The organism is Sphaerisporangium sp. B11E5 (assembly GCF_039871875.1).
GTDB lineage: Bacteria > Actinomycetota > Actinomycetes > Streptosporangiales > Streptosporangiaceae > Sphaerisporangium.
In genome coordinates, this window is sequence record NZ_JBDPMD010000003.1 from 76,435 (window position 1) to 100,039 (window position 23,605).

The following is a 23,605-nucleotide window of genomic DNA, read 5'->3' on the forward strand; positions in this document are numbered from 1 at the left end:
TCAGGCCGGCGCGGGCAGGCCCGCCGGCCCCGCCAGGGCCTCGCGGTGGTCGCCCGGGGTGCCGAGGGCGATCTCGGCGGCCTTGGCGCGCTTGAGGAACAGGTGCAGGGGGTGCTCCCACGTCATGCCGATGCCGCCGTGGAGCTGGAGGCACTCCTCGGCGGCGCGCACGGCCACCGAGCCGCACCAGGCCTGGGCCACCGGGACGGCGGTCGAGGTGTCCACGCCGGTGGTGAGCGCCTCGGCGGCGTTCCTCGCGGCGGCCCTGGCCTGCACCACCGCCAGCCACAGGTCCGCCAGCCGGTGCTTGATCGCCTGGAAGGACCCCACGGGGCGGGCGAACTGGCGGCGCTCCTTGACATAGGCGACGGTGCTGGTCAGGCACCACTCGGCCACACCGAGCTGCTCGGAGGCGAGCAGGCCCGCGCCGAGCTCCAGGGCCCCGCGCAGCGACGCCAGATCGGGTGCGACCAGGGTGGCGGGCGCGGCGTCGAACGTCACCACCGCGACCGGGCGCGTCACGTCCAGGGACACCACGGGGCGCACGTCGGCGTCCCCGGTCTCGACCGCGTACAGGGCGCCGGACGCCGGCACGACGAGCACGTCGGCGACGTCGGCCCCCGCCACGGCGGTCACCCGGCCGGTCAGCACGCCGTCCGCGGCCCGTACGGCGTCCGGCGGGGCGGCGTACGGCGAGGTGGCGAGGGACACCGCGAGCGCGGCCGTCGTCTCGCCCTCGGCGATCGGGCCGAGCAGCGCGGCGGCGGCGCCGGTGCCCGCGCCGAGGAGCGCCTTCGTGGCCATGACGGAACTGGTGAGGTACGGCACCGGGGCGACCCCCCGGCCGAGCTCCTCAAGCACGACCGCCGCCTCCCGCGGCGTCGCCCCCGCCCCGCCGAGCTCCTCGGGGACCAGCAGCCCGGCCACCCCGATGTCCCCGGCCAGGGCCTTCCACAACCCGGGGTCGTGCGCGGGCCCCTCCCCCGCCCTGGCCAGCACGGCGGACGGCGGGCACCGGTCGGCGAGCAGCGCGCGGACCGCCGCCCGCAGCTCCTCCTCCACCTCGGAGTACAGCAGGGTCATCGCGGCAGGTCCTTCCAGGGGACGTCCTTGTCGACGCGGGGCTCGGCGGGCAGGCCGAGCACCCGCTCGGCGATGATGGTGCGCAGGATCTCCGAGGTGCCGCCCTCGATGGAGTTGCCCTTGGCCCGCAGGTAGCGGTAGCCGGGGCCGCGGCCGACGAAGTCGACCGTGTCGGAGCGGCGGAACGTCCAGTCGTCGTACTCCAGGCCCTCCTCGCGCAGCAGCTCCACCTCGACGCCGGACAGCGCCTGGTTGAGGCGGGCGAACGCGAGCTTCATGCCCGAGCCCTCCGGCCCGGGGGCGCCGGCGGCGAGCTGCTCGCGCAGGCGCACCGCGGCGAGGCGGGTGACCTCGGCCTCCACCCACAACTCCAGCAGGCGGCGGTGCAGGTCGTGGGTGCGCAGCTCAGGCCGGGCACGCCAGGCCTCGGCGACCAGCGCCGTCATGCCGCCGCCGCGCCGCCCCGGGGTGCCGCCGATCGCGACCCGCTCGTTCATCAGCGTGGTCTGCGCCACCCGCCAGCCGTCGCCCACCGCGCCGAGCCGCAGCGTGTCGGGCAGCCGCACACCGGTCAGGAACACCTCGTTGAACTCGGCCTCGCCGGTGACCTGCCGCAGCGGGCGCACCTCGACGCCGGGGGCGTGCATGTCGCACACGAAGTACGTCAGGCCGCGGTGCTTCGGCACGTCCGGGTCGGTGCGGGCCACCAGGATCGCCCAGCGGGCCAGGTGCGCACCGGACGTCCACACCTTCTGCCCGTCCACCACCCATTCGTCACCGTCGCGCACCGCCCGGGTGGCGAGGGTCGCGAGGTCCGACCCGGCGCCCGGCTCGCTGAAGAGCTGGCACCAGATCTCCTCGCCGGTCCACAGCGGGCGCAGGAAGCGGTGCTTCTGCTCCTCGGTGCCGAACGTCAGCACGGTGGGGGCGGCCATGCCGAGCCCGATGCCCTGCTTGCCCACGTCGAGCTGCGGCGTGCCGTCGAACTCCCGCTCCACGACGACCTGCAGCCCGCGCGGCGCGCCGAGGCCGCCGAGACCGGGCGGGAAGTGCACCCAGGCCAGGCCCGCGTCGTACCGGGCCCGCAGGAACTCCAGCCGTTCCATGGCCGCCGGGTCGTGCCCGGCGAGGAACTCGCGGGCCCGCTCCTTGAGCGCCGCCTCGTCCACTGTCACGGCAGTCATCCCTTCGGTTCCGCGGGCATGTGCTTCTTCAGCTCCCGGTAGGCGAGCGAGCGTTTGTGCACCTCGTCCGGGCCGTCGGCGAGGCGCAGCGCGCGCGCCGCCGCCCACAGGCCCGCGAGCGGGAAGTCCTGGCTGACGCCGCCGGCGCCATGCACCTGGATGGCCTTGTCGAGGATCCACTCCACGGTGACCGGGGTGGCGATCTTGATGGCCTGGATCTCGGTGTGCGCGCCCCGGTTGCCCACGGTGTCCATCAGCCACGCGGTCTTCAGCACCAGCAGGCGCAGTTGCTCGATCCGCACCCGCGACTCGGCGATCCAGTCCTGTACGACGCCCTGCTCGGCCACGGTCCTGCCGAACGCCGTGCGCGACAGCGCCCGGACGCACATGAGCTCGACGGCGCGCTCGGCCATGCCGATCAGCCGCATGCAGTGGTGGATGCGGCCGGGGCCGAGCCGGGCCTGCGCGATGGCGAACCCGCCGCCCTCCTCGCCGATCAGGTTGTCCGCCGGCACCCGGACGTCCTCGAACAGCACCTCCGCGTGGCCGCCGTGGTCGCCGTCGGTGTAGCCGAACACGTGCATGCCGCGCACGACCGTCAGGCCGGGGGTGTCGCGCGGCACGAGGATCATGCTCTGCCTGCGGTGCGGGGAGCCGTCCTGCGAGGTGCGGCCCATCACGATGAAGACCGCGCAGTCGGGGTTCATGGCGCCGGACGCGAACCACTTGCGGCCGTTGATCACGTACTCGCCGCCGTCGCGCACGATCGAGGTGGCGATGTTGGTGGCGTCGGAGGACGCGACGTCCGGCTCGGTCATGGCGAACGCCGACCTGATGCGGCCGTCCAGCAGCGGCTCCAGCCACGCGCGGCGCTGGGCCTCGGTGCCGAACATGGCCAGCACCTCCATGTTGCCGGTGTCCGGGGCCGCGCAGTTGGTGGCGGTGGGGGCGATGCGGGGGCTGCGGCCCATGATCTCGGCGAGCGGGGCATACCGCAGGTTGGTCAGGCCCGCGCCGTGCTCGCCGGGCAGGAACAGGTTCCACAGCCCCCGGCCGCGGGCCTCGCGCTTGAGGTCCTCCATCATCGGGGGCATGCGCCAGCCGCTTTCCGCGACCTGGCGCTCGAACTCCTCCTCCGCCGGGTAGACGCACTCGTCCATGAACTCGGTCAGACGTTTACGCAGTTCCTCGGTGGCGGCGTCGTAGCCGAAGTCCATCTAGTCCTCCAGTGCGCTGAGGCCGTGGGCGACCAGCGGCGCGACGTTGTCGCCGATGGCGGCGAAGCCCTGTCCGACGGTGAGGCCCTTGGTGTAGCGGAAGTGGATGCCCTCGGAGATCACCGCGAGCTTGAAGCAGGCGAGGCCGAGGTACCAGCCGAGCCGGGAGATGTCGAGGCCCGCGCCCTCGGCGTACCGCGCGGCCAGCTCGCCGGCGGGGGTGCGGCCGCCGGGGCCGACCTCGCCCGAGCCGTCCAGGGGGGCGTACTCGGCGTACAGCAGGAACAGCGCGAGGTCGGTGAGGGGGTCGCCGAGGGTGGACATCTCCCAGTCGAGCACGGCACGCACCTCGCCGTCCGCGATGAGGGTGTTGCCGAGCTTGAAGTCGCCGTGCACGATCGTGTCCCGCTGGGTGCGGGGCACCGACGCGGCCAGGCGGTCGTGCAGGGTGTCGATGCCCGGCACCTCCCTGCTGCGGGACGCGTCGAGCTGCCGCTTCCAGCGGCGCACCTGGCGTTCCAGGAAGCCTTCCGGCCGGCCGAAGTCCGCGAGGCCCACCGCGGCGGGGTCCACCGCGTGCAACCGGGCGAGGACGTCGGTCAGCTTGGCGTCGATCTCCCGGCTCGCCGGGGGCTGCCCGCCCTCGACGTACTCCATGACGTAGAACGGGGCCCCGATGACCTCGGGGTCCTCGCACAGCAGGTAGGTGCGCGGCACCGGCACCCCGGTGTCCCGCAGCGCGGTCATGACCCGGTACTCGCGGCCCATGTCGTGCGCGGTGGCCAGCACGTGGCCGAGCGGCGGCCTGCGCACCACGAACGGCCGCTCGCCGTCCCGCACGAGGTAGGTGAGGTTGGACATCCCGCCGTGGACGACCTCGGCGGTGAGCGTGCCCTCGGCCACACCCCGCGCCACCAGGTGTTCCTCCAGCCGCGCCAGGTCCAGCCCCGGCGGACTCGTCTCCGGACGTACGGCCATCGCTCCCCCTGCTGCTCCCGGTGAGTTGGAGCGTACCGACCGGCCGGTATGTCTGTCGACACACCCTCCGGATCGGGGACCGGCCACCCCGGGTGACATGGTCTGCGGCCAGGAAGCGGTCACCGTCGAGGACGGCGGCCTTGACGTCCCCACGCGGCGGACCGGTGGGGAGCGGTGGAGGAGGCCCCATGCCCGATGCGGTGGTGATCGGTGGCGGTATCGGAGGTCTGACCGCCGCGGCGGCGCTGTCCAAGGCCGGGTGGTCGGTGACGGTGTGCGAGCGGGCACCGTCCCTGGAACCGGTGGGCTCCGGCATCGCCGTCGCGCCCAACGCCCTGGCCGCGCTGGACACCATCGGCGCCGGGGACGACGTCCGCAGGCTGTCGGTGATGCAGGGCGAGGCAGGCCTGCGCCGCTCCGACGGCCGCTGGCTCGTCCGCACCAGCGCGGAGGTGGCCCGCGCCCGCTTCGGCGACCCCACGGTCCTCATGCTGCGCACCACCCTGGTGGACATCATCGCGAGCCGCGTCCCCGAGGGCGCACTGCGGCTCGGTACGACCGTCGAGGCGGTGGACCCGGCCACCGGCCGCGTCTCCACCTCCGGCGGCGACCTCACCGCCGACCTCGTGGTGGCCGCCGACGGCATCCACTCGAAGATCCGCGAGGCGCTGTTCCCCGATCACCCGGGCGTCACCTACTCCGGCGTCACGAGCTGGCGCATCGTCAGTCCCTACGCCGGCGCCCACACCCTGAGCGGCGGCGAGTCGTGGGGACGCGGCACCGTCTTCGGCGTCATGCCGCTGGCGGGCGACCAGGTGTACTGCTACGCGACCGCCCCCGTGCCGCCCGGCGGCGGCGCGGACAAGGCGGCCGAGAAAGCGGAGCTGCTGCGCCTGTTCGGCGGCTGGCACGCCCCCATCCCCGAGCTCGTGGCGGCGGCCCCGCTGGATCGCCTCCTGCGCCTCGACATCCACGCCCTGGCCCGGCCGCTGCCCGCCCTGCACGCCGGCCGCGTCGTCCTGCTGGGGGACGCCGCCCACGCCATGACCCCGAACCTCGGCCAGGGGGCCTGCCAGGCCATCGAGGACGCGGTCGTGCTGGCCGCCGTGGCGGACCGGGCCGGACCGGCGGGCTACACCGAGGCGCGCCTCGCCCGCACGTCGGCCCTCATGCGCCGGTCCCGGTCGATCTGCCGCCTGACCCGCTGGTCCAACCCGCTGGCCGTCCGCGCCCGCGACACGGCCATGGCGCTGTCCGGCCGCCTGTCCCCGGACGTCACCCTGCGCTCGTTCGACGAGGTCTTCACCTGGCGTCCGCCGCGGGCCTAGCCGGAGGCGCGGGTGGCCCCCACGGGCACGGGACCGGGGGGCGCGGAGGGCAGCGGCGTGTGCGTGGTGTCGGGCGCCAGACGGCCGAGGGTGACGGTGCCGGCGATGAGGACGGCGCCGAACAGCAGGGCCGGGGCGGCGTGGGCCGACATGGGGAGCGGCTCGCCCAGCAGGGTCACGCCGGCGATGATCGACGTGATGGGGTCCACCACCTGCACGCCGGCGTAGGCGATGCCGAAGCAGCCCACGGCGTAGGAACGCTGGAGCAGCACGATCGCGAGCAGCAGCAGGACCGGGATCGCCAGGGAGAACCAGTGGACCAGGCGGGTGAGGTCGCCGCCCAGGCCGCCGCCCACCACGCGGACGAAGGTGGAGACCGCGGCGGTCACGGCGCCCGCGCCGACGGAGAGGACCAGGGCCTTGGCGGGGCCGCGCAGGCGGCGGGCGACGAGCTCGCAGACGGCGGTCACCGTGCCCACGCAGGCCAGGAACCACAACGCGGCGGGGGTGGACAGCTCGGGGCGGCTGTCGTCGTGCGGGATGAGCATCATCAGGCCGAGCAGGCCGCCGGCCACCGCGACGGAGCCGATGACCTCCGCCTTGCTCGGCCGCCTGCCGTGCAGCACCGCGGCGAGCGGTACGGCGAAGACCAGGGTGGTCACGCTCACGGGCTGCACGATCACCAGCGGGGCGAGGGCCAGCGCCAGGGCGTGCAGGCCCGCGCCCGCGAGGCCGACGACGCCGCCGATGAACCACCGGGGGCGCCGGACCAGTTTGAGCGAGGCGCCGCCGCGCACCACTTCGTACTGCTGGAGGGCCGCCCCTACGGCATAACCCAGCGCGCCGATCAGCGCGACCGTGATCCCGGCCCATATCATGGGCGATCACCGGTCACGTGCGTGCGGGCATGGTGAGACGGGCGCGATGTGAGCGGAGGCACCCCGACAGCTTAAGAGAGGTTTACCCGTTATGTGGGCAGATCGTCCGCGAGGACGGCCGCGGCGGCGTTCTTGCCGTTGAGAGCGATCACGCTGCCGCCGGGATGGGTGGCCGCCCCGCACAGGTACACCCCGGGCATCGGGGTGCGCGGCGTCAGCCGGTTCTCCCACATCTGGTCCGGCCGCACCTCGCCCTGGAAGATGTGCCCCCCGGTGAGCCCCACCCGCTTCTCGATGTCCGGCGGCCCGAGCACCTCGTAGCTCTCCAGGCAGTCGCCGAAGTCCGGCGCGAACCGGCCGATCAGGTCGATGAACTGCCGCGCGACCTCCTCGCGCCGCGCCTCCCAGCCGCCGTTCATGGCGTACGGGGCGTACTGCCCGAAGACGCTCATCAGATGGCGGCCCTCGGGCGCGGGCGAGGGGTCGTGGCCGGTCTGCACGTAGATCTCGCCGAAGCCGACGGCCGGCTCCCCCGCGTCGCACCGCTCGAACGCCTTCTGCGCGTCCGCGAGGCCCGTGGTGGCGTTCACGACCCCCTTGGCCATGAACGTTTCACCGGGGGCGGCCGTCCAGGCGGGCAGTCTGCGCAGCGCCGCGTTGAACTTCACGACGGGGCTGCGGATGTCCCACTCCTCGATGCGCCGCCGGTAGTCCTCAGGCGCGGCGCCCGCCGGGAGCATCGTCATGAGGCGCTTGGGGTCGGCGTTGCTGACGATCGTGCCGGCGGCGACGAACGTGCCGTCCTCCAGCCGCACGCCCTCCCCCGGCAGCACCTCGCCGACCGGCACGCCGGTGGCGAGCACCGCCCCGGCCTCGCGGGCGGCGTCGGCGATGGCGAAGCTCACCATGCCCATGCCGCCGCGCACGTACCCCCACACGGCGCCCTCGCCGTCGATCTCCCCGGCGAAGTGCATGAGTTTCACCGCGGCGGTGCCCGGGTCGTACGGCCCGGCGTAGGTGCCGATGACGCCCTGCCCGAACAGGGCGTCCTTGAGCCGCTGGTCGGTGACGAACTCGTCGAGCACGTCGGCGATGGAGGCGTGGAAAAGCACGTCCTTCATCAGGTCCTCGCCGGCCAGCAGATCCTCCAGCTCGGCGCGGGACGGCGAGTCGCCGGCCCAGGTGTCCCTGGCGCCCTTGCGGAGGCGGATCCTGATCTGGTCGAACAGGTCCTCGTAGGCGAAGTATCCGTCGATGTCGCCCTGGCCGAGCCCCAGCCCGCGCAGGCTCTCCAGCGTGCGCCCGTGGTCGAGCCATTGCCCGAAGGCCGTGCCGTCGTCGAAGGGCACCCACAGTTGGGGGTCGGCGAGGTACACCTCCAGGCCGCGCCGGTGCAGGTCCAGGTCGCGGATCACGGTCTCGTCCAGCAGCCCGATCACGTACGCGCACGGGCTGATCACGTAGCCGGGGTCGGGGAACGGCCGGTCCAGCGTGCAGGCGCCGCCGAGCCGGTCGCGCGCCTCGAGCACCAGCACCGAACGGCCGGCCCTCGCCAGGTAGGCCGCGCAGGTGAGGCCGTTGTGCCCCCCGCCGACCACGATGACGTCCCAGCGGCGCGCCGCCAGGTCCGGTACCGGCTCCGGCAGCCCCACCATGCCCAGCCGGTCGGCGATGTCGTTCATGCACAGCTCCTTCGCGCTCCCCGGCCTAGCCTGACTGGATAACCAGTCAGTGCGCAAGGGGCCGCCGGCGATCCGCCGGACGCCCACGCCGCTCACCGCCACGCGGTGCGCGGTGTGACGGCCGTGGCCCGAGGGGCACTCACGAATGTTTCACCGTGCACCTGCGGGAAACCCCAGAGCTGGGAGAAAGGTGACACCAATGGACATCGAACCGCCACGGCTGGGCCGCAGGCAGGTCCACCTGGTGTTCTTCGGGCTCATGGTGGCTCTTCTCCTGGCCGCCCTGGACCAGACGATCGTGTCCACGGCGCTGCCGACCATCGTCGGCGACCTGCACGGAGTGGAGCACATCGGCTGGGTCGTGACGGCGTACCTGCTGGCGTCCACCATCGGCCTGCCGATCTACGGCAAGCTCGGCGACCTGATCGGCCGCAAGGTGGTCTTCCAGTCCGCCATCGTGATCTTCCTGGTGGGCTCGGTGCTCTGCGGGCTCGCGCGGAACATGCCCGAGCTGATCGGCTTCCGCGCCCTGCAGGGGCTCGGCGGCGGCGGCCTCATGATCGGCGTGCAGGCCATCGTGGCGGACCTCGTGTCCCCGCGCGAACGCGGCCGGTACACCGGGATCATCGGGGCCGTCTGGGGGTTGTCCTCGGTGGCCGGCCCGCTGATCGGCGGGTTCCTCACCGACCACGCGAGCTGGCGCTGGTGCTTCTACGTGAACCTGCCCCTCGGCCTGGTCGCGTTCGTGCTGACGTCCGTCGTGCTCAGGCTGCCGAAGCCGGACCTGCGCCCGCGGCTGGACGTCCTCGGCACCGTGCTGATCGCGGGTGCCTCCACCTGCGTGGTGCTGGTCACGAGCTGGGGCGGCACCGAGTACCCCTGGGGGTCGCCGCCGATCGTCTCGCTGGCGGCGCTCGCGGTGGTGCTCGCGGTGGCGTTCGTGTTCGCCGAGCGGAGGGCACCCGAGCCGATCATCCCGCTGCACCTGTTCCGGCAGAACCTGTTCGTGGTGCCCGCGGCCATCTCGGTGTTCGTCGGCGTCGGCATGTTCGCCGCCGTCGCGTACCTGCCGACGTTCCTGCAGATAGTGAACGGTGCGACTCCCACGGAGTCCGGCCTGCTGATGCTGCCGATGGTCGCCGGGATCACCCTGACCTCGATCGGCTCGGGCCGGATCATCGCCTCCACCGGGCGGTACCGGGTCTTCCCGATCGCGGGCATGGGGCTGCTCACGATCGGGATGGTGCTGCTGTCGCGGATGACCGCGGACAGCTCGATGGCGCTCAACGGCCTCTTCATGTTCGTCACCGGGCTCGGGCTCGGCATGATGTTGCAGACGCTGGTGCTGATCGTGCAGAACTCGGTGGAGTACCGCGATGTCGGCGCCGCCACCTCGGCGGTGAACTACTTCCGGCAGACCGGCGCGTCCCTCGGCACCTCGCTCGTGGGTGCAATTTTCATCCATCGCCTCACCGGCGAGCTGGCGGCGAGAGACCCTCTGTTGTCGATGCGGGCGGTCAATCGGATCACGCCGCAGATCATGGACCAGGTCCCGCCGGGGGTGCGCTCAACGATCGTGCAGGGGTACGCCGCCGCACTTCCGCCGATCTTCCTGTACCTGGCGCCGATCGTCGCGGTGGGGTTCGTGCTCGCCTTCTTCGTCAAGGAGATCCCCCTGTCCGACCGCCTCGCCGCGCCGCCGGCCGACGTGCCCGCGCACACGCGCTGACCGACGCCGCGCACAGTCGCTGACGGGATCTGTGCGGGAACGCCGCTACAGTGGAAGGCGTTGGAGGCGATGTGGCGTCGATATCGCAGTTAGTGAGAAATCTCCTGGATCGCCCGGGAAGCGCGAATATCTCCCCTTTTCAGCGCATCACCGCGGCGGCCGGTGCCCAGGAAGACCGGATCAAGGCTCTTGAGGAGCTGCCGCCGCCGCGGATCGAGGATCTCGCGGAGTTCTGCGCCATCGCGCGCGAGGCGGCCGACCGTACGCTCGGCATGCGTCCGTTCGATGTGCAGCTCACCGGCGCGCTGGCACTTTTGTCCGGATATGTCGCGGAAATGGCGACAGGTGAGGGCAAAACGCTCTCCGGTGCCATCGCCGCCGCCGGTTACGCCCTGCGCGGAAAACGGGTCCACGTCATCTCGGTGAACGACTACCTCGCCCGCCGCGACGCCGAGTGGATGGAGCCGCTGTACACGGCCCTCGGCGTGACGGTCGGCTGGATCGGCCAGGACTCCACGCCCGAGGAGCGCCGCGAGGCGTACGGCAAGGACGTCACCTACGGGCCGGTCAGCGAGCTCGGCTTCGACGTGCTGCGCGACCGTGTCGCGACCGACCCGGCCGACATGATCGTGCCCGAGCCCGAGGTCGCGCTGGTCGACGAGGCCGACTCGGTGCTGGTGGACGAGGCCCGCGTGCCGCTGGTGCTGGCCGGCGCGGCCGACACCGGCACCGGGGCCCCGGAGACCGCGGAGCTGGTGCGGCGGCTGTCGCGCGGCTACCACTACGAGCTGGACGACCAGCGGCGCAACGTCCACCTCACCGCCAAGGGCACCGACGCCGTCGAGAAGGCCCTCGGCGGCATCAACCTGTACGAGTCGCCCGAGGTGCTGACCCAGATCAACCTGGCGCTGCACGCCCACGCGCTGCTCGTCCGGGACGTCGACTACCTCGTGCGCGACGGCCGCATCCAGCTCGTCAACCAGTCGCGCGGCCGGGTCGCCACCCTGCAGCGCTGGCCCGACGGCCTGCAGGCGGCGGTGGAGGCCAAGGAGGCGCTGCCCGCCACCGAGTCGGGCGAGGTGCTCGACTCGATCACCATCCAGGGCCTGATCCGGCGCTACCCCACGCTGTGCGGCATGACCGGCACGGCGGTGGCCGTCGAGGAGCACTTCCGCGAGTTCTACGACCTGAAGGTCGCGGTCATCCCGCCGAACAAGGCCTGCATCCGCGAGGACGAGCCGGACCGCCTGTACGGCTCGGCCGCCGACAAGGAGCAGGCCCTGGTCGACGAGATCGCCTCCGTGCACGCCACCGGCCGTCCCATCCTGGTGGGCACGCTGGACGTGTCGGAGTCCGAGCGCCTCGCCAAGGAGCTCCGCAAGGAGGGCCTGGAGTGCGTCGTGCTGAACGCCAAGAACGACGCCGAGGAAGCCGCGATCATCTCGGAGGCCGGTGCGCACGGCGCGATCACCGTGTCCACCCAGATGGCGGGACGCGGCACCGACATCCGGCTCGGTGACGGCGTCGCCGAGCTCGGCGGGTTGTACGTCATCGGCTCGGGGCGCCACGCCAGCAGCCGCCTGGACGACCAGTTGCGCGGCCGGGCCGGGCGGCAGGGCGACCCCGGCGGGTCGGTGTTCCTGGTGAGCCTGGAGGACGACCTCATCCAGCGGTTCGCGCCCGACGAGTGGCTGCCGCCGGCCGACCACGACGGGCGGGTGCGGCACAAGCGCGCCGTGTACGTCGTCGGGCACGCCCAGCGGGTAGCCGAGGGCGCCAACATGGAGATCCACCGCAACACCTGGCGGTACACCCGGCTGCTCGAGCACCAGCGCGACCTCGTGCTCGACCAGCGCGCCAAGGTGCTGGAGGGCGACGCGGCGTCCGAGGCGCTGGAGCGGGCCGCGCCCGAGCGGTGGGCCGAGCTGCTCGAGACCGCCGGCGAGAAGGTCCTGCGTGAGGCGGCGCGGCAGATCGTGCTGTACCACCTGGACCGGTGCTGGACCGAGCACCTGGCGTTCATGGCGGACGTGCGCGAGGGCATCCACCTGCGGGCGCTCGGGCACCGGCTGGTGCCGATCGACGAGTTCCAGCGCGAGGGCGTCGAGGCGTACAAGCGGCTGATGGACGAGGTGCGGTCACGCTCGGTGGAGACGCTGGAGACCATGCCGATCACCGCGGACGGCTTCGACCCGCTGGACGGCGGCCTGAAGCGTCCCACGGCCACCTGGACGTACCTCGTGCAGGACAACCCGTTCGGCAACGCCCTGGACCGCATGCTCCGGCGCATGTCGGGGCGCAAGGGCCGCGACGATCTGGACTAGGCCTGTTTTCCGCACGAGCCCGGATGTCCCTGGTCAGGTGTTCTGTGATATTCGGTGCGGTGAGTGATCCGTGCAGGTCGTCGAGGGCGATGTGCGGAAAACGGGACTAGGAGGGCGGCCCGCGGCGGCGGGCGGAGGTTGTGATTGGGTGCTGGTGACGACCGACCGCTGATGGGTGAGACGGTGGAGCCATGAACCCGCATGACTTTCTCGACGTGGACCGGGACCTGTCGGACGAGGAACGCGCGATCCGCGACACCGTCCGGGAGTACTCGGCCGCCGAACTGCTGCCGCACGTCGCCGACTGGTACGAGGCCGGCACCATCCCCGACCCGCGGGGGCTCGCCAAGGGCCTCGGCGAGCTCGGGGTGTTCGGCATGCACCTGTCGGGCTACGGCTGCGCGGGCACCAACGCGGTGAGTTACGGCCTCGCGTGCCGAGAGCTGGAGGCGGTGGACAGCGGGCTGCGCAGCTTCGTGTCGGTGCAGGGGTCGCTGGCCATGACCGCCATCCACCGGTACGGCACCGAGGAGCAGAAGCAGGAGTGGCTGCCGCGCATGGCCGCAGGGGAGGCGCTCGGCTGCTTCGGGCTCACCGAGCCAGACTCGGGCAGCGACCCGGGCTCCATGCGCACCCGGGCGCGGCGCGACGGGGACGACTGGGTGCTGGACGGCACCAAGATGTGGATCACCAACGGGTCGGTGTCCGACTGCGCGGTCGTGTGGGCCGGGACCGACGAGGGCATCCGCGGCTTCGTCGTGCCCACCTCGGCGCCCGGGTTCACCGCCAACGTCATCCACAAGAAGTTGTCGCTGCGCGCGTCCATCACGTCCGAGCTGGTGCTGGACGGCGTGCGGCTGCCCGCCGGCGCGCTGCTGCCGGGGGCGCAGGGGCTCAAGGCGCCGCTGTCGTGCCTGTCGGAGGCACGGTACGGCATCGTGTGGGGCGTCGCGGGGGCGGCGCGGGCCTGCCTGCTTGCGGCCATCGACTACGCCAAGGAGCGGGTGCAGTTCGACCGGCCCATCGCGGCCTTCCAGCTCACCCAGCGCAAGATCGCGGACATGCTGGTGGACGTCAACCAGGCGATGCTCACCGCGCTGCACATCGGCCGCCTCAAGGACGCGGGGCTCGCCCAGCACGCGCACATCAGCTTCGGCAAGCTGGCCAACGTCCGGGCCGCACAGCGCGTCGCGGCCGCGTCCCGCAGTGTGCACGGGGCCAACGGGATCACGCTGGAGTACCCGGTGATGCGGCACATGCTCAACCTGGAGACGGTGGCGACGTACGAGGGCACCGAGGAGGTCCACGCCCTGACGCTGGGGCGCGCGGCCACCGGGCTGGACGCCTTCCGCTGACGTTGCGGCCGTGTTCTCGCGGGGCGTATGGTCCTGGTTCTGCGACTTCCCCGTCGCATCATCCGTCGCCGTGACCGACGTACGGATGATAGGTACGGCTCGCGCCCGGACTCGCACTCCTCGGGCGGGCTCCGCGCGCGCCCGGCGCGAGCCGTACCTGGTCGCCGGAGCACGCACCGCCCGGTGATCACCGTGCCCCGGCGAGACCTCACAGACCCCCGAGCCGCAAGGTCGGCTTCTTTCAGCTCGCCCGCGCGGCCTCCAGGCCCGCGACGAACCAGACGGTCTTCCCGCCGCCGTCGGCCGGCACGACCCCCCAGTCGTCCGACAGCGCACCCACGATGACGAGCCCTCGCCCGCCGGTGGCGTCGAGGTCGTCCGGCACCTCGCACGGCAGCCCGTCGCCGGCGTCGAACACCTCTCCGTACACCCAGCGCCCATCGCTGCCGAGGCGGAGCGCGAACGCCGTGCCGCCATGCCGGATCGCGTTCGTCACCAGTTCGCTCACGATGAGACAGCAGTCGTCGACCAACCCGCCGGTGCCCCACCGGCCGAGCTCCTCACGCACCAAGGTGCGCGCGGCACAGACGCTCTGGGTATCGGCGGACAGCACCCACTCGGCCGTCCGTACCGGCAGCGCGCCGAGAAAGCCGCCGGACGAGCGGTTCGCGCGGAAGGTCAGGCACACTGCTCCTCCTCCATGTGGGAGCGCTCCCACATAGATTACGGCAATACGTCGGCCATGTGAATCACTTGAAACATGATTGTTTGCCCCTCCGGCAAGCAAGAACGTCCCGCCAAAACCCAGGACAATCCATTTCCGCAGTTCACAGCCTTCCGTTTCGGTCCGCACCCCTGTGATCACTCACCGCACCTATTGGGAGCGCTCCCAACAGCGCCTCACTGAGCCCCGCTGGAGCCCTCCGCAACAGCACTTGAGTAGGGCGGTACTCATGTGCGGCCGGGGTCCGTCCCGAGACGATCCGAGGGAGGGGCGCCGGGAGTGCCCGTTCGCCGCGCCGGTAGGCGTCCGGGAGGGAGAGGCCATGCTTGTCGTCGCATTGGTGATCACGGTGGGGGCGATCGTGTTCGCCGTCCTGGCACGGCGGATGGGCGAGAAGAGGGCGCGGGCGCCTGTCTCGGTTGAGGAGAAGGTGCCGGCGTTCCAGGTGGTGGCGCTGGGGTTGCAGGGGTCGGGGAAGACGTTGTTGCTGGCCAGCATGTACCACTGCCTCCGGGTGCCGGCGGGGCAGTCGTATTTCCTGCACGCGCCGTACCGGGACGTGTTGCAGCTCAACCAGTGGTACGCGGAGATGGCGGACACCGGGTCCTCGCACCTGTGGCCGCGGGGGACGGCCAAGGGGGAGACGCGGCACTTCGTCTTCACGGTCAAGACGGGGGTCGGCGGGACTCCGCACCCGATGTTCCACCTGAAGTACCTGGAGTACGCGGGTGAGTTGCTCACCGAACCGCAGGACGAGGGGTCGGGGCGGCAGGACGAGCTGTTCGCGCACATCAAGGAGGCGGACGCGCTGCTCGGGGTGATCGACGGGTACCGGATCCGGCAGCACCTCGACGGGCACCCGGCGGGGGCCGTGCACCTGGAGCGCACGCTCAACGCCCTGCTGCCCGCGATGATCGAGGCGTCCTGCCCGATCAGCTTCGTCATCACCAAGTGGGACCTGCTGGCGGACCGCTACCCCGACGAGGGGCGGCGGCTGAGCGTCGTGCACGACCTGCTGATGTCCAACGCCCACTTCCGGTCGCTGGTGCACATGCACGGGTCCACACGGATCATGCGGCTGGTGCCGGTGAGCGCCGTCGGGCACGGCTTCGCGACCGTGGACACCGAGGGCGACATCGTGAAGACGGCCACCGCCGCCGTCCAGCCCGCCAACGTGGACGTCCCCCTTTCGGCCGTCGTGCCGGACCTGTTCGACCAGGTGGAGGCCCGCCTGACCCGGGAGAACCTCGCGGCCCTCGACGCCGAGGCCCGCAGGCGGCGCCACCAGGGGCCGCTGGAGGCGCTGGCCTCGCTCACCGCGTTCGGCGGCCAGATCGCGGGCCGCGCGCTGCTGGCGGCCTTCGGGCCCGTGGCCGCCGTGGCGCTCGGCGACACCCTGCTCGGCCTCTTCCTCGACTCACGCGGCGGCCCGCAACGGCACGACCCCGTCACCGAGGAACTGAACGCCGCCGAACGCCGCCTGGACGAACTGGCCACCGCCCGCCGCCGTGTCCTGCACGACATGCGCCGCAAGGTCAACATGCTGGAAGGCCGGCTCCCGCACACCCGGCTCTCCTCGGAGCACTGAGATGACCCCTGACGAGGGCCGGGCCATGAACACGACCGCACCCATGCCCGCCTGGCCGTTCCTGGTGGCCCGGGGCCGGTACCGCGGCTACCGGGTGGTCCTCGCCCCCGACGTGCTGCTCGACGGCCAGGAATACGGCGTGCTGGACGACACCGTGGTCCCGAGCAAGCAGGAGGACCACCCGTCCGTCATCCACGTCACCACCCGCTCCGGCCGCCCCCTCACCGTCGTCCACGCCACCCACGTCGTCACCGCCGCCGACCTGGCGCCACCCGGAACGTCCCCTTCGTCCCGCGCGCCCCGCGACCAGCACAGCCGGCCCCTCCAACTGCTGTACGGCTACGTCTGCACCGGCCGCGTCACCCCCGAACTCCGCGACGAGGACCTGACCCACGCCCGGGAATCCTCCCTGGACACCTACCGCCGCTTCCTCGCCGACGAGGAGACCTTCTCCCCCGAACCCGCCCCCGCCTTCCCCGTCCCGTCCCGCACCCCCGCTCCCCGGAGCGACCCACCCGGCGGCCACCCCGCCCCCCTGCCCACGCGACCCGGCGACCACTCCGGCCCCGCACCCGAGTACGGCGACCGCCTGGGACGGGTGTACGGCGACCGCCAGGGACGCGGATACGGCGACCGCCAGGGACGCGGGTACGGCGACCGCCCTGGCGCCGTACCCGCCGGTCCGGGCGGCCACCCCGACTGGGACCCGGGCGGCTGGGAGTTCACCGGGGGCTCCTCGCTCGCCGGCGCTCCGGCCGACCGCCGCGAGATCCCCACCCGCCGCCATGTGCTCGCCCTGTACGCGATCGCCGCCGTACTCGGCACCCTCGCCCTGGCCCTCTACCTGTTCGTCTGGTCCCGCCCGGCACCCCCCGAGTGCCCGGAACCGCTCCCGGACACCACCGTCCAGCGCTTCTCCCCCACCCCGCCGACATCCCTGGAACAGGAAACCGCTCCCCCGGACCCGAAGGCCCAAGGGAGCGGTGCGACCTCGGCGGACTGCGCCACAAAGGACAAGAAGGACAAACCTCAACAATGATCGAGCGATACGCCCGTCAGCCGCCCTGACCGGACACCTCGACCGGCGGGCACTCCCAGCCGACGACCATCAAGCGCTCCTGACCGGCGTCAGCCGCTCTTCCGGCGGAAGGAGCGCTTGCCCGCCACGGGACCATGAGCCCCGTGGATCTTGGAATCGCTCTTCCCACGCCCGGCGGCATTGCCCTCCGCCTGAGCCTGACGCTTACGCTCCAGCGCCTCACGGAACTTCCGCTTCAGATCATCGTCCGGGGCTTCGGCCTCCGGCTCCGCTTCCTCGGCAGTCATACGAACCTCCTGCGTGTGGACGGGTGACCACTAAGCCTCTCGGGCGCGTGCGACAGCCTCCCGGGCGGCAGCCCCGGACCTCCGCCACCGATCGATCCCCACGCCCCCGGATCCGGCGAAGCGCGCCCATCATCTCACGCCGGGCCACTGCCCCCGCATCCCCCCTGACACGCCCAGAGTGAACACGGTGCGACTCCGGCTCAGCCGGAGTCCCATCGCTCGACCGCCCCGAGGTAGGTGCCCTGGGTCCCGTGGTGCCCGTGTCACACGGTGACGACCTGCCATTCCTGGTTGGCGCCGCCGTTGCCGGGCCATTGGATGATTCGAGCGCCGTCGGCTGTGGAGCCCCCTTCGACGTCCGCGCACAATCCGTTGCCGACGTTGACGAGCCGGGAGTAGCCGTTGGTCACGGGGACGAGCCTCCACCGCTGGTTCGCGCCGTTGTTGTCGGTGGCCTGGACGAGGGCGGCGCCCTGGTTGGCGTTCGGGCTGGTGAGGACCTTGCCGCTGCCGGCACTGGACAGCCGGAACGAGCCGTCGGAGTTCTGCGACATCCGCCATTGCTGGTTGATCCCGCCGGTCCAGGGCCACTGGACGATGGCGGCACCGTCGGCGGTGGAGCCGCCGTAGACGTCCAGCACCTTGCTGCTGTTGCGGTTGACCAGGCGGACGACGCCGGTCGATGGGCCGCCGGTGCCCAGCTCGACGGTGATCTGGGTCGTCGTACCCGCGGTGAGTGACACCTGCCGGGCGTGGCCGCCCAACGGCGAGGTGGCGACGCCTGCGCTGGTGGTGATGGAAGTGATCCCGCGCCGGCAGATGAGCGTCACGGTCTGGGTGATGTCGGAGATGACGGTGGCGGTGACGGTCCGCGCACTGATGTCCCAGGTGAGTGACTCGATCCGGATGCGGTTGCGGCCGCGCACGCCGGTGATCGTGCCCTTGGCGAACTGATCGGGCAGCGCGGGCAGCAACTCCAGGATGCCGGGCCTGGTGTAGATCAACGCCTCGGCGAGGATCGCGGGCAGCGAGTTGGCGGCGTCGGCGTTGTAGATCGCCAGGTTGGGGTTGTGCGAGGTCATCAACGACCGGTAGATCATGTTGTTGCCCAGGATCTTCCGCAGATTGCCGTACATGCCGGCGCCGTCCTTGAGCCGGGCTCGGGCGAGGCTGCGGTGGATGGCGCCGTGGGCCTCCCCCGCCTCGTCCCCTCGCAGATCCAGGGCGCGGCTCGCGTAGCGGACCAGGTCGGGCTTGTCCTCGGGGTTGATCTCGTGCAGCGGCCAGACCGGGTACATGTGCTGTGCGTGACGGTGGTTGTACCGGTCGGTCAGACTGGGCCACGACCATTCCGCCAGCGCCCCGTCGCCGTTGATCCGGTAATCGGGCATCTTGGTCAGCAGGGCGGTCCAGCGTTGCACGCCTTGGCCCGGGCCCTGCTCGGTGCCGAGGAAGCCGGCGGCCTCGATGGCGGCCCGCAACGCATGCTTGCCTGCGGCGATCTCGCCGGTCGCGTTGATCGACAGTTGCCTGCCCGTGTTGCCGGGGCTGTTCTCCATGGAGAAGCACGGCACGAAGACGACCTTGCCGTTGGCGTCGGTGCGCGTGAGGAAGTCCTCGTAGAACAACGCCAGTTCGATCAGGACCGGAGCGAGCCTGGTGCGATAGAAGGTGGCGTCACCGGTGACCTGGTAGTACTCGAGCAGCGGATAGAGCAGCCAGTCCGCGCCGCCGATCCAGGTGTGCCCGGGGAATCCGCCGTCGAAGTGCAGCATCTTGCCGTACTCGCCGTCGGTCCTGGAGGGAGCGAGCAGGCCGCGAGTGCCGTAAAGGTTTCTGGCGTTGGTGCGCCAGTCGTTGATCTGGCCGAGGATCAGGTTGAAATAGCCGTCCATGGCTTCGGTGAGGGACAGGATGTTGCCGCCGGCGACCTGGAAGTTGACGTTGGCGTCGGTGGTGAAGTCGCCGGCCCACGCCGCGTCCCAGGCGCCCGTCCACAGGCCGGTCAGGCGCGGTGGCAGGACGCCGCTGGAACTGAGGAAGAAGTAACGGCCGGAGTCGTACATCCGCTCCAGCAACGCGAGGTCGATGACATTGCGATTGGAATTCTGCCGCGCGATCAGTTCACTGGTCGACAATTGCCGGTCGGCGGCGCTGATGCTCAGGTCGAGGCGGGAACGGTCATACAGTGCGGTGTGCAGGGCGGTATGCCGTGTGAGCAATGCCACGTAGTCGGGGTTCAGCGCGGCCAGCGTCGTGTGCATCGGTTTCGCGTCCCACGCGGTGGACGACTCGTAGCGGTCGAGCTTGGTCAGCAGCACGAGTTTGGTCGCCGCGGCCACGACGACGGAGGACCCGCTCACCCGTACCGAACCGCCGGACACGACCACTCGGGTGACGCCCTCATAGCCGAACGCCCCCTGCCCGGCGGGGTACCTGCCCCGCAGGTTCAGGTAGCCGTCACCGTTGCCGACCGTGGCCAGGGTGGTGAATCCGACGGAGCCCGGCACGCCGCTCAGCGCCGCGTTGACACTCAGCGTGGTGTCGATCGTCCGGCCCGGCGCGGGAATGAGTTCGTGGACGATGACCCGGTCGGCTCGGGAGGCGAAAGCCCGGCGCGTCCACGTACCGAAACCGTCGGTCCACGTCGAGGTGACCTCTCCTGTCCTGAAGTCGGTGACCCGGGCGTAGTTGTCGGCCGTCGTCATCCCTGGGGTGCTGATCTGCAGCTCATAGCCCGGGTGGAAGGTCTGCGTCCAGCGCAGCGACCAGCCGGAGGTGAAGTCGCCGGTGGCGCCGTTGAAGTCGCCGGCGAGCGCCTTGTCCCTGACCCCCGCCAACCGGCCCGACAGCACCGGCGGAGTCACGTTACGGGTGCCGTTGGGCATCACGAACCGGTGATGCGTGTAGATCACCTTCTCCAGGGTGGGCGCACCGTAGAGCATGGCCCCGTACTCACCGTTGCCGGTCAGGAAGGCATCGGTCCAACTCGCGGCCGCGACCGTGTCGTAGATGCCGCGTTGCGGCAGCGTCACCTGCGGCGGCACGGCGGCGGCCGCCCGGCCGGTGAAGATCGTCGAAGGCAGCGCGGCGGCGCCGACGGTGGCCACGGTGGTGGCGATGAAGTTCCGGCGGTTCATCGGCATGTTCATCGAAACTACCTGATGGCGAGAAGTGATGAGTGCGGCCTGATGTCACCTGTGCCGCCAAGGCGGGTTCATTGGTACCAGCCGCTGTACAACGAAGCACCTGATGCCGCGCACGCGGGTAAGACGTCGCCTCCGGACGCGAGAAGAACGAGATGGTTCGTCAACGAGAGAAAGCATTCCGATAAGGGGATCGGCTTCGCCGCAACGTATGACGTCCCATGTATGGCGTCAAGGACCCCTTGCGATGCCCGCGCGATCCGGCCCCCGGATTGCGGGATGTCCGGCGATTCTCCCGACCGCTTGTGAAATTTACAGCGGGAAAGGCGACGTGGCAGGGCAGTCGCCGCGAAATATGCGCCTCGCGGACCACTTCCGCCGTCGTCCGCGGACGCACCCGGCGGCCAGGGGAAGACATCCCATCTCTTCAGGACACGGAGTAGGTGGTCTCATCTGTGTCGGGGCGGCGTCTAGTCCCACCAGAAGGACCACGTGGGCTTGTCGATGATCTGGTGGGCGTAGTCGATCAACGATCCCGCGCCCTGGATGATGGCGTCCGGGCAGAAGGTCCAGTGTTCCGCGGCGATGTGGAGGGCGTGCTGGAGGGTGGCGGGCGGGGCGGCCACCGTCAGTTCCAGGGTGTTGAAGCCCATGCCCACCAGGCGGGCGGCGTAGCGGTCCTCCCAGCTTCTCACCACGGCGGCCAGAGGGACGTTCCACTCGTTGTGGTGGATGGCGCCCTGCCAGCCCATGACGGCCAGGGCGTCGGCGCCCCGGGTCACGGCGGCCAGGCCCAAGGGCATGCCGCGTTCGGCCAGTACGGCGGCGTAGCGGTCGGCGAGGTCGTCGGGGTCGCAGCGGACGGGGGCCGGGTCGGCGGGGCCGGGGCAGTGGGGGCCGTAGGGGTCGAGCATCTCCATCTGGTCCTCGGTGGCGCGTTCGATCCAGTCGGACCAGACCTCCTCCATGAAGGCGCCGACCTGGAAGTGGTCGATCTCGGTGGCGGCGTCCGGTGCGACCTGGCCGACCGACCAGGGCTGGACGGAGTCCTCCATCAGCACCGGCCACAGGCCGGAACGGGGATGCTCGCGGCGCAACGCGGTCCACAGCTCGGCGGTGACCGGGTCGTCGCTCAGCCAGAAGGCCGCACGGCGGTTGGAGGGCCAGCGGACATAGGTGGGGTCCGGCCACACCACCTCCCCCGGCGGCAGGTCCACGGACAGCACTCTGTCGCGTCCGCCGTCGTCGAAGAGCCCCCGCAGTTCAGGGGGGAGCCGCCGCGGCTGCCTTTGCGCCATCTCCACCGATCCGGTGCCGATCACACCTATAGGATCTCGGACCGCCGAGATGGTACTGCGAGGAGGATCCACCACGTCTCCGTCGTACCGCACAACCACCCGTTCTGTCCGCACTCCTACCATGATCTCTACTAGGCCCGCTCCGGACGGCATGTTTACCTGCGCCGATGCTGGCAACGCCCAAGAAGGGGGACGCCGCCATCGGTAACGGAGGCAACCATGGCGAACGTGTTCGAGGTCCTGGAAAAGGATCACGAAGAGGTCAAGGACATGATGACCGCGCTGGAGACCGGCGCACCATCGGCACGTGAGGGGGAACGGCAGAGCACACCCGGCCGCAAACACCTGGTGGAGCAGCTCATCACCGAGGAATCCAAACACGAGGCCGTGGAGGAACAGCACTTCTGGCCCGTGGTCCGCGAGCTGGTCCCGAACGGCGACGAACTGGCCGACGAAGCCATCCGGCAGGAACAGAAGGCGAAGTTCACCCTGGAAGACCTGATCGGCTACCAGCCCGGCGAACTGCGCTACGAACAGATGCTGAACGATTTCATCCACGAGGCCAGGGAGCACATAGCGTTCGAGGAGGAACGGGTCTGGCCCGAGCTCCGCCTCGTGATCAGCCCCGAACGCTCCACGGAACTGGGCGCCAAGCTGGAACGCGCCAAGCGCATGGCCCCGACCCGCCCGCACCCGCACACCCCACCCGACCCTCGCCTGCTGAAGGCCACCGGCCCGCTGGTCGGCGCCGCCGACCGCCTACGCGACCTGGTGACAGGCCGCGCCCGCCACTAGAGCGCGACCGGCGGCCGATCCGCCCGGTGCGGTCGCGGCATCCGGATGTGGGTGCGTCTCATCGGCCCGCGGTGACGCGCGCCAGGACCTGTTCCAGTTCCCCGGGCGGAGCCGGCGCCGAGTTCCACGTGAGGCGCAGGCCGTCGCCGTGCCGGCGCGGGATCACGTGCGTGTGGAAGTGGAAGACGTCCTGGCCGGCGGCCTCTCCCGTGCTGTGCTTCACGTTGACACCGTCGGGGGCGAGGGTCGTCCTCAGCAGGGCGGCGACTCGGCGCACCATGTCGGCGACCTTGCCGTGAGAGACCTCGGAGATCTCCCACAGGTCGCGGGCATGGACCCGCGGAACCACCAGCGTGTGCCCGGGAGAGGCGGGCCTGATGTCCAGGAACGCCAGGGTGTGCTCGTCCTCGAGAACACGATAGGACGGCAACCGGCCGGCCACGATCTCACAGAAGGCGCAGTCGCTCACCGTTCGATGATCCCCCGGCTGACCTTGACCTCGACGCCGGTTCAGCCGGTGGGGGACGGGGCGGGGAGGGCCCCGGAGGCGACGCCGAGGGCGAAGTGGTTGTGGTAGTCGCGGGTGGACCGGATCAGGCCGTCGCGGACGCGGAGGACCTGGATGTTGTCCAGGCTGAAGGCCCTGCCGCCGGCGAAGCGGCCGTCGTAGGCGAACTCGGCGACGATCACCTCGGGGTCGGTGGTCTCGTGGACGGTGACGTCACGGGCCCGCATGTCGATCATGCGGCCCGCGGCGCCGGTGAAGTGGGCCCGGATCTGGTCCCTCCCCTTGATCCGCGTCGGCGCGGGGATGGCGAAGGGGATCTCCACCTCGACGTCGTCGGCGTAAAGGTCGGCGAGATCGGCCCAGTTCCCGGAGGTGATGCCCTCAAGAAGGCGGGTGAAGACCTCGCGGGGGGTGGCCGTGGTGTCGGGCATGGGTCGTCCTCTCGGAGGCATGGAACTAGAC

The 23,605-nt window shown here is 71.2% G+C and carries 19 protein-coding genes; 7 read left to right on the forward strand and 12 right to left on the reverse strand.

Annotated elements, in window-relative coordinates; all coding sequences use genetic code 11:
• Genes ABGB17_RS04345 through ABGB17_RS04360 form a run of 4 tightly spaced genes read right to left on the reverse strand, consistent with a single transcriptional unit; the run spans position 1 to position 4,462 of the window.
• Positions 1-1,083 carry an acyl-CoA dehydrogenase family protein gene (locus ABGB17_RS04345; protein ID WP_347626418.1) on the reverse strand — a complete coding sequence of 361 codons (1,083 nt, stop codon included), beginning with the start codon at positions 1,081-1,083 and terminating at the stop codon, positions 1-3.
• Positions 1,080-2,267, reverse strand: coding sequence for an acyl-CoA dehydrogenase family protein (locus ABGB17_RS04350; RefSeq protein WP_347626419.1), 1,188 nt, complete (start codon positions 2,265-2,267; stop codon positions 1,080-1,082). Before ABGB17_RS04350 ends, ABGB17_RS04345 begins: the two co-directional genes overlap by 4 nt.
• The gene (locus tag ABGB17_RS04355; protein WP_347626420.1) at positions 2,264-3,484 is read right to left on the reverse strand and encodes an acyl-CoA dehydrogenase family protein; all 1,221 of its coding nucleotides are present in this window, start codon (positions 3,482-3,484) and stop codon (positions 2,264-2,266) included. Before ABGB17_RS04355 ends, ABGB17_RS04350 begins: the two co-directional genes overlap by 4 nt.
• Positions 3,485-4,462 (reverse strand): phosphotransferase family protein, encoded by a 978-nt coding sequence (locus ABGB17_RS04360; protein ID WP_347626421.1) that lies wholly within the window; start codon positions 4,460-4,462, stop codon positions 3,485-3,487.
• 188 nt (positions 4,463-4,650) lie between these two features.
• Here ABGB17_RS04360 and ABGB17_RS04365 point away from each other — a divergent pair, with 188 nt between their 5' ends.
• A complete protein-coding gene (locus ABGB17_RS04365) occupies positions 4,651-5,790 on the forward strand; it encodes an FAD-dependent oxidoreductase (protein WP_347626422.1) in 1,140 nt (379 codons plus the stop codon).
• Here the strand turns inward: ABGB17_RS04365 and ABGB17_RS04370 are convergent.
• Complete coding sequence (locus ABGB17_RS04370) at positions 5,787-6,668, reverse strand: DMT family transporter (RefSeq protein WP_347626424.1); 882 nt, start codon at positions 6,666-6,668, stop codon at positions 5,787-5,789. The genes ABGB17_RS04365 and ABGB17_RS04370 overlap by 4 nt on opposite strands.
• Before the next feature lie 89 nt (positions 6,669-6,757).
• Positions 6,758-8,350, reverse strand: a complete 1,593-nt coding sequence (locus ABGB17_RS04375) for an NAD(P)/FAD-dependent oxidoreductase (RefSeq protein WP_347626425.1) — start codon at positions 8,348-8,350, stop codon at positions 6,758-6,760.
• A gap of 199 nt (positions 8,351-8,549) precedes the next feature.
• Between ABGB17_RS04375 and ABGB17_RS04380 the strand changes: the two genes are divergently transcribed.
• The 3 genes from ABGB17_RS04380 to ABGB17_RS04390 all read left to right on the forward strand — a co-directional run bounded on the left by ABGB17_RS04380 (position 8,550) and on the right by ABGB17_RS04390 (position 13,758).
• Complete coding sequence (locus ABGB17_RS04380; RefSeq protein ID WP_347626426.1) at positions 8,550-10,079, forward strand: MDR family MFS transporter; 1,530 nt, start codon at positions 8,550-8,552, stop codon at positions 10,077-10,079.
• A gap of 80 nt (positions 10,080-10,159) precedes the next feature.
• Positions 10,160-12,403, forward strand: a complete 2,244-nt coding sequence (gene secA2, locus ABGB17_RS04385; RefSeq protein ID WP_347626697.1) for an accessory Sec system translocase SecA2 — start codon at positions 10,160-10,162, stop codon at positions 12,401-12,403.
• Between the two features lie 191 nt (positions 12,404-12,594).
• A complete protein-coding gene (locus ABGB17_RS04390; protein ID WP_347626427.1) occupies positions 12,595-13,758 on the forward strand; it encodes an acyl-CoA dehydrogenase family protein in 1,164 nt (387 codons plus the stop codon).
• A 241-nt stretch (positions 13,759-13,999) separates the two neighbouring features.
• Here the strand turns inward: ABGB17_RS04390 and ABGB17_RS04395 are convergent, their stop codons facing one another.
• The gene (locus ABGB17_RS04395; protein ID WP_347626428.1) at positions 14,000-14,446 is read right to left on the reverse strand and encodes an ATP-binding protein; all 447 of its coding nucleotides are present in this window, start codon (positions 14,444-14,446) and stop codon (positions 14,000-14,002) included.
• 358 nt (positions 14,447-14,804) lie between these two features.
• Here ABGB17_RS04395 and ABGB17_RS04400 point away from each other — a divergent pair, with 358 nt between their 5' ends.
• A complete protein-coding gene (locus ABGB17_RS04400; protein WP_347626429.1) occupies positions 14,805-16,070 on the forward strand; it encodes a hypothetical protein in 1,266 nt (421 codons plus the stop codon).
• 1 nt (position 16,071) lies between these two features.
• The gene (locus tag ABGB17_RS04405; RefSeq protein ID WP_347626430.1) at positions 16,072-17,109 is read left to right on the forward strand and encodes a hypothetical protein; all 1,038 of its coding nucleotides are present in this window, start codon (positions 16,072-16,074) and stop codon (positions 17,107-17,109) included.
• A gap of 89 nt (positions 17,110-17,198) precedes the next feature.
• Here ABGB17_RS04405 and ABGB17_RS04410 read toward each other — a convergent pair whose 3' ends face one another.
• The 3 genes from ABGB17_RS04410 to ABGB17_RS04420 all read right to left on the reverse strand — a co-directional run bounded on the left by ABGB17_RS04410 (position 17,199) and on the right by ABGB17_RS04420 (position 21,864).
• Complete coding sequence (locus tag ABGB17_RS04410) at positions 17,199-17,396, reverse strand: DUF5302 domain-containing protein (RefSeq protein WP_347626431.1); 198 nt, start codon at positions 17,394-17,396, stop codon at positions 17,199-17,201.
• A 263-nt stretch (positions 17,397-17,659) separates the two neighbouring features.
• Positions 17,660-20,548, reverse strand: coding sequence for an RICIN domain-containing protein (locus ABGB17_RS04415; protein ID WP_347626433.1), 2,889 nt, complete (start codon positions 20,546-20,548; stop codon positions 17,660-17,662).
• 464 nt (positions 20,549-21,012) lie between these two features.
• The gene (locus tag ABGB17_RS04420; RefSeq protein WP_347626434.1) at positions 21,013-21,864 is read right to left on the reverse strand and encodes a DUF4253 domain-containing protein; all 852 of its coding nucleotides are present in this window, start codon (positions 21,862-21,864) and stop codon (positions 21,013-21,015) included.
• A 195-nt stretch (positions 21,865-22,059) separates the two neighbouring features.
• Here ABGB17_RS04420 and ABGB17_RS04425 point away from each other — a divergent pair, with 195 nt between their 5' ends.
• A complete protein-coding gene (locus ABGB17_RS04425; RefSeq protein WP_347626436.1) occupies positions 22,060-22,635 on the forward strand; it encodes a hemerythrin domain-containing protein in 576 nt (191 codons plus the stop codon).
• A gap of 58 nt (positions 22,636-22,693) precedes the next feature.
• Here the strand turns inward: ABGB17_RS04425 and ABGB17_RS04430 are convergent, their stop codons facing one another.
• Positions 22,694-23,104 (reverse strand): HIT family protein, encoded by a 411-nt coding sequence (locus tag ABGB17_RS04430; protein ID WP_347626437.1) that lies wholly within the window; start codon positions 23,102-23,104, stop codon positions 22,694-22,696.
• A 41-nt stretch (positions 23,105-23,145) separates the two neighbouring features.
• Positions 23,146-23,574 carry a nuclear transport factor 2 family protein gene (locus ABGB17_RS04435; protein ID WP_347626438.1) on the reverse strand — a complete coding sequence of 143 codons (429 nt, stop codon included), beginning with the start codon at positions 23,572-23,574 and terminating at the stop codon, positions 23,146-23,148.
• Positions 23,575-23,605: the final 31 nt, after the last annotated feature.